Source organism: Lacinutrix iliipiscaria, from assembly GCF_042686125.1.
Taxonomy (GTDB): Bacteria; Bacteroidota; Bacteroidia; order Flavobacteriales; family Flavobacteriaceae; genus Oceanihabitans; species Oceanihabitans iliipiscarium.
On record NZ_JBHUOV010000009.1, the window covers coordinates 1 to 6286 of the forward strand.

2 protein-coding genes are annotated in these 6286 nt (G+C 35.4%); both read right to left on the minus strand.

The genetic code is table 11. The features are described 5' to 3' along the window. On the minus strand, nt 1-5699 hold a 5699-nt coding region (locus tag ACFS5M_RS12210; RefSeq protein WP_379898967.1), incomplete at its 3' end, for a beta strand repeat-containing protein. 410 nt (nt 5700-6109) lie between these two features. Then, nucleotides 6110-6271 (minus strand): T9SS type A sorting domain-containing protein, encoded by a 162-nt coding sequence (locus tag ACFS5M_RS12215; RefSeq protein ID WP_379898330.1) that lies wholly within the window; start codon nt 6269-6271, stop codon nt 6110-6112. Between the last annotated feature and the right edge of the window lie 15 nt (nt 6272-6286).

Here is a 6286-nt window from a genome sequence, read left to right on the forward strand (position 1 = left end):
GTGTTTTTAGTAGAGTTTCCACCAGCATTCCAGTCTAAACCAGGATTGTTACCAATGATACCTAAGATATCAATAGCATTACCATTGTTATCTAATGATACGGCATCATTACCATTCCACATAATACCATTAATTAAATCCACATTACCAGTAGCTTCAGCATCAGAGAACTGTTGACAGATCACATAGGTATCATCATTAGCGATAGATCCTAATAGAGGCCAAACTTGTGGTGTTGTAATTCCATTAAAATAAATAGATATACTATAGTTACCAGTAAGTTCAACAGTATTACCAGTACCATTATATATTTCTATACAATCGTTAGCATCTGGTCCATCAATATATTGAGAGATAATTAAATCACTTAAATCCCCACCAGTATCCGCACATGTAAAATCAGCAGAACTATTTCCGTCGATAGTATATGAAGCAATACCACAGTTATCAGAGGAATTATCATCTAATTGACTAGCAGTTACATTAACTTCACCATTACCGTCTAATACAACAGTAATAGCAGCACAATTAACGTTAGGCGCTTCATTATCATCAACAGTTACGTCAAAGCTACAAGTAGCAGTGTTACCACCAGCATCAGTAACTACAAACGTGTTGGTAGTTGTTCCAACAGGGAACATTGTACCAGAAGGTAATCCTTCTGTTTGAGTAATAGTTGTATTTGAACAGTTGTCATCAGCGTCAATAGTGAATTCAACTACAGCACCACATTCACCTAAATCCGTATCTACTTCAATGTCCTCTGGACACGTAATTGTTGGTGTTTGATTATCTTCAACAGTAACTGCAACCATAGCTGTAGAGGTATTTCCATTAGAATCTGTTACAGTCAATACCACATTATTTCCTAAACCAGCACTATGATTGCCTAAACCGCTAACATCATCTTGAGCTAATTCAGTCCATTCGGTTCCTAATGAAGGAAAACCTGGAAGGTTATCAGTATTACCAGAAGTGACAGCTTGATTCCTAACCAAAGTTTGGTTAGCCGTATTGTTACCACCTTGAGTCCATTGTGAACCTGGATCTTCTCCTATATGTCCGAAAATATCTACTGCAGCATTTGCACTTATTTTCCATAGTTCGATCGCATCATCACCATTCCAATTTACAGCAGAAAGAACCGTTGCAGGACCACTATATATATTTGCATTATTGTTTCTATATACTATAGTACTACCATTTGAGAGAGTTCCAGATAAAGTATTTGTAGTTGAAGGGCTTGAATTACCATTAGAATATAATCTTAATTCGTAATCTGATAAATCGACATCACTTCCAGTTCCATTATATATTTCAATATATTTATTTGAAGAACTTCCTTCTGCATATTCAGAAATAAATAAGTCTGAAACTTCACCAGGATTGGTTGCGATATTACTACAATCAAAACTATTAACATCAATACTTAAAGACTCAATGCCACAGGCATCGTTTGATCCATTATCAATATCAGCAGCTGTAATCGTAGCATTTCCAGAAGCGTCTAATTCAACCGTTATATTTTGTCCAATAGCATTTGGAGATACTGAATCTACAACGGTTACATTTGCAGTACAAGTTGACGAATTACCATTCACATCAGTTACTGTTAAGGTAACTTCATTAGTTAATCCTATATGTGAACAGTCGAAATCAGTTTGATTTAATTCTAATGATAATATTCCACAAGTATCATTTGAACCATTATCAACTTCTTCAGGAGTTAAAGTACCATTTCCATTAGCATCTAACTGAACAGTTACATTTTGACATATTGCAGTAGGAGCTATATTATCTTCAACAATTATTGTTGCAGTACAATTGGCAGTATTTCCATTAGCATCTGTAGCTGTTAATATTACTTCTGTTGCATCAGTATTACCACTATCAATACTATGGCTTCCTAAGCCACTAACATCATCTATAGGTAATTCTGTCCATTCAGTTTGTAAAGCAGGGAATCCAGAAAGATCATCTGTATTACCTTGTAAGACATCAGAGTTTCTTCGTAGTGTTTGATTTTGAGTTTCATTTATAGCAGTTGATCCCCATTGTGAACCAGGATCTTCTCCTATTTTACCAAAAATATCTACAGCAGCATTAGTGCTTATTTTCCATAATTCAATTGCATCATCTCCGTTCCAATTAACAGCAGAAAGTACAGTAGATGCACCTCCATATATAGCAGCAGATGAATTACTATACACTATTGTAGAACCATTTGAAAGAGTTCCTGAAAGTGTATTTGTAGTTGAAGGGCTAGAATTACCATTTGAATACAGACGCAGTTCATAATCTGAAAGATCAACGATACCTCCTGTTCCATTATAGATTTCTATATATTTATTAGAACTGCTTCCTTCTACATATTCAGTGATTATAAGATCTGGAATAACTACTGCATTAGCTATAACATTATTACAATCGAAACTATCGATATCTACGCTAAAAGTTACTGCGCTACAGGCATCATAACTTCCAGCTCCAATAGCATTAATATCGCTTTGCGTTAAAGTATAGTCTCCTGTATTATTTAATTGAACGGTAATAGTATTGCAAACAATTGTTGGAGACTCATTATCTTCAACAGTAATTGTTGCAGTACAAGTTGACGAATTACCATTCACATCAGTTACAGTAAGTGTTACAGAATTTGTTCCAATATGAGAGCAATCAAAATTGGTTTGACTTAATGCTAAGGAATCAATACCACAAGCATCATTAGAGCCGTTATCTACTTGATCTGTAGTCAAGGTTGCTACTCCAGAAGCATCTAATTGCAAAGTTACATTTTGACATATTGCAATAGGTGCTGTGTCATCAATAACTATTACATTCGCTGTAGCTGTTGATGAATTATTATTAGCATCAGTTACAGTTAAAGTTACTGTTGGTCCACTACCACTAGCTACAGTGTGATTTCCTAACTCTGAAGACGTGTCTTGAGGGAATTCTGTCCATTCAGTTGCTAAAGACGGAAAGTCAGTAATATCATCTGTATTACCTGTTAATATATTCGAATTTCTGACTAAAGTTCTATTAGCAGTAGCGTTTCCTCCTTGACTCCACTGTGAACCAGGATCTTGACCAATTTTACCAAAAATATCGATGGTAACTCCATCATTAAGTAGAGCAACAGCATCGTCACCATTAAAATTAATATTGCTATTTGTTTCGTCAGATTCACTTAAGAATGCTGCTATGGAACTTGGATTACAAATTACATGAACATCGCCATCAGCAATAGTTCCAGATAAAGCAATTGAAGTTCCGAAACCACTTCCATTGGAATAACGTTCAAGTGTATAATTACCAACAGCTAAATCTATTGGAGCACCAGTTCCATTATAAATTTCAATACATTTATTATTAGATCCACCTTCGATATATTCAGAGATAAATAAGTCAGAAGCTGAATCAGCAGCAACAATATCTGCACAAGTAAAATTAGAATTGTCTATACTTAAAGTGACAGCGCCACAGTTATCATTTGATCCATTATCAACTTCAGCAGCAGAAATTGTTCCATTACCAGTAGCATCTAAAGTTACTGTTACATTTTGTGCAATGGCAATTGGTGCTTCATTATCTTCTACAGTAATCGTCGCATCGCATGATGAAACATTTCCACTAATATCTGTAACTGTAAGTGTTACCGTATTTGTTCCTATATGTGAACAATCGAAATCTGTTTGACTTAAGACTACAGATGCAATACCGCAAGTATCATTAGACCCATTATCCACATCTGCAGGATCTAATGTTGCACTACCAGAAGCATCAAGTTGAATAGTTACCGCTTGACATATTGCATTTGGCGCAATATCATCTACAACAGTTACATTAGCAGTTGCAGTAGCTGTATTTCCATTAGTATCAGTAGCAGTTAAAGTAACTATTGGGCCACTACCACCAGCTAAAGTATGACTTCCTAATTCTGAAGATGTATCTTGAGGGAATTCAGTCCATTCCGTTTCTAAGGTTGGAAAGTTCGAACCATTTGTTGTCACACCAGCAGAAACATCACTATTTCTAACTAAAGTTCTGTTTTGTGTTCTATTAGAAGTCGAGCTCCAATAAGACCCTGGATCTTCTCCAATTGTCCCAAAAATATCGATAGGTGTTCCGCTTTTTAATAGAGCTACTGCATCATCACCATTAAAATTAAGATTTGAATCTGTTAAGTCTGCTTCAGTAAGAAATGCTCCAATTGAACTCGAATGGCAAACCACATAGACGTCACCATCTGCAAGAACTCCAGAGAGACCAATTGTAAATGGAGAAGAAGCTCCATTTGAATAGCGTCCTATAGCATAACCTTCGATTCCTAAATCGATAGCCGCACCAGTACCGTTATAAATTTCAATACATTTATTATTAGATCCACCTTCAATATATTCAGAGATGAATAAGTCGTTAGTCGTAGTAGCAGATGAAATATCGGCACAAGAAAAAGTTGTGTTATCAATACTTAAAGAGACAGCACTACAGTTATCATTTGATCCATTATCTACTTCAGCAGCAGTCAATGTTCCATTACCAGCAGCATCTAAAGTTACTGTGACATTTTGAGCAATAGCGTTAGGTGGTGTTATATCATTAGTTGTTACTTCAATACCAAATAGACCTGTGCCACAACCATAAGCATCGCTTGCACCTACAGAATAATTGCCAGGTGCCAAATTGGTAAACGTTGAAGAACTTTGGCTTATATTTAATCCATTTCCTATTAAGTAATAGCTCCAGCCATCAGGATAACTTGGATTTCCAACATGAGGTGTCCCACCTGATTGACCTGAATACGTTATTGTCCCATCAGAAGCACCTAGACAGCTTTCAGGTGTTGAAACAGCAGAGCCAGTTACAACGAGTTCTGGATTAGTAAGTTCCAGATCAATATCACCAGATTCACAACCATTTGCATCTACAACGGTTATGGTTGTTGTATATGTTGGTGTTTGGAAGCCATCAAAGTAGAATATATTTGGATTCATACCATCTGGCGTTCCTCCTGTTGCTGTTATTGTGTAAGGCGCTGTGCCTCCGTTAGGGTTAATGGTTACTTGAAAATCATATCCGAAGCAATCAAGATTGTAAGGTGTTGTGTCAACTGTAATTGTTGGGCAAGACCCACCTGAGAAAGCAGTCCAAGACACATCATCAATAACTATTTGTCGTGAACCTACTGAACGAAACTCAATCGTTACATCTCCAGATTCATTTGCAATGAATGAGCGTGGATAAACTGGACCTTCAGCTAAAAGTGTAAAGCTATCATATAAAGTACCATTTATATAAACTTCAATACTTCTATCAGAGGCAGTCCCTCCTGTAAAATAGCGGCTTACAGTATAAAATACTTCACCAACACCACCTGAACCAGATAAGGCTGAAACATTTCTTGTTCCAGAGGAACCAAATCCAATGGTTGTTCCTGTGATATTATAAGTAGAAGTCACTAATCGCGCTCCATTGTATGACCAAGTAACGCCTGCATCTCCAGAATATGATCCAGAGCCATACCCACTTGCAGATGCATTTAAATTATCAAAGGATTCTGAACCTTGACCAAAACTAGTTGCAATAGTACAAGTGACTGTAATAATTAAGGTTAAAAGCTTAGTGGTATTAAACTTTAGAAGTTGATCAATAAAGGTATTAGGCTTATTGAAGATTTTAAAGTAAAGATTTTTCATTATGTTAGGTTGTTAGTTAATTACAAATAACCAAAACACAGTAGTTCATTAAAACAATTAAGTTTTAGCGGGAATTGAAAAATTTAGTAGTAGAGTGGAGTTATGTTGATAATAGCGAAGTGAAATTAACTCAAAAATTTAAAAGTTGCAACTTATGTTGATAAGTATGGTATTTAATTTTTTAGTAATCGTCCTTACGCATTAAAATGCGATAAAATGTTAACTGGTATTGTCTATATAATTAATACTGATCATTGTAATTTAATTTTGGTTGTTTTGTATGTTGCTAAATTAGATAAAAAGGATTTTAGGACTATTACATTAATGTAATGTGTATGTTAAATTAAACCCATAAAAAAACCCTTCAGTTTCCTGAAGGGTTTTTCTTTTAAAAGGTTTATAATTACTTATTAGTATTTCACAAGTCTAACATGTTTCATGTCTTTCCCTTGAACGACTTTAACAATGTATACGCCACCTTCTAAGTCTTGACCGAAGTTGTATTTATCTTCAGCACCAAATTCAGTTTGGTGAACGAGCTTGTTATTCATATCAAACACATAGATTGTAATTTTATCTTCAGTGTT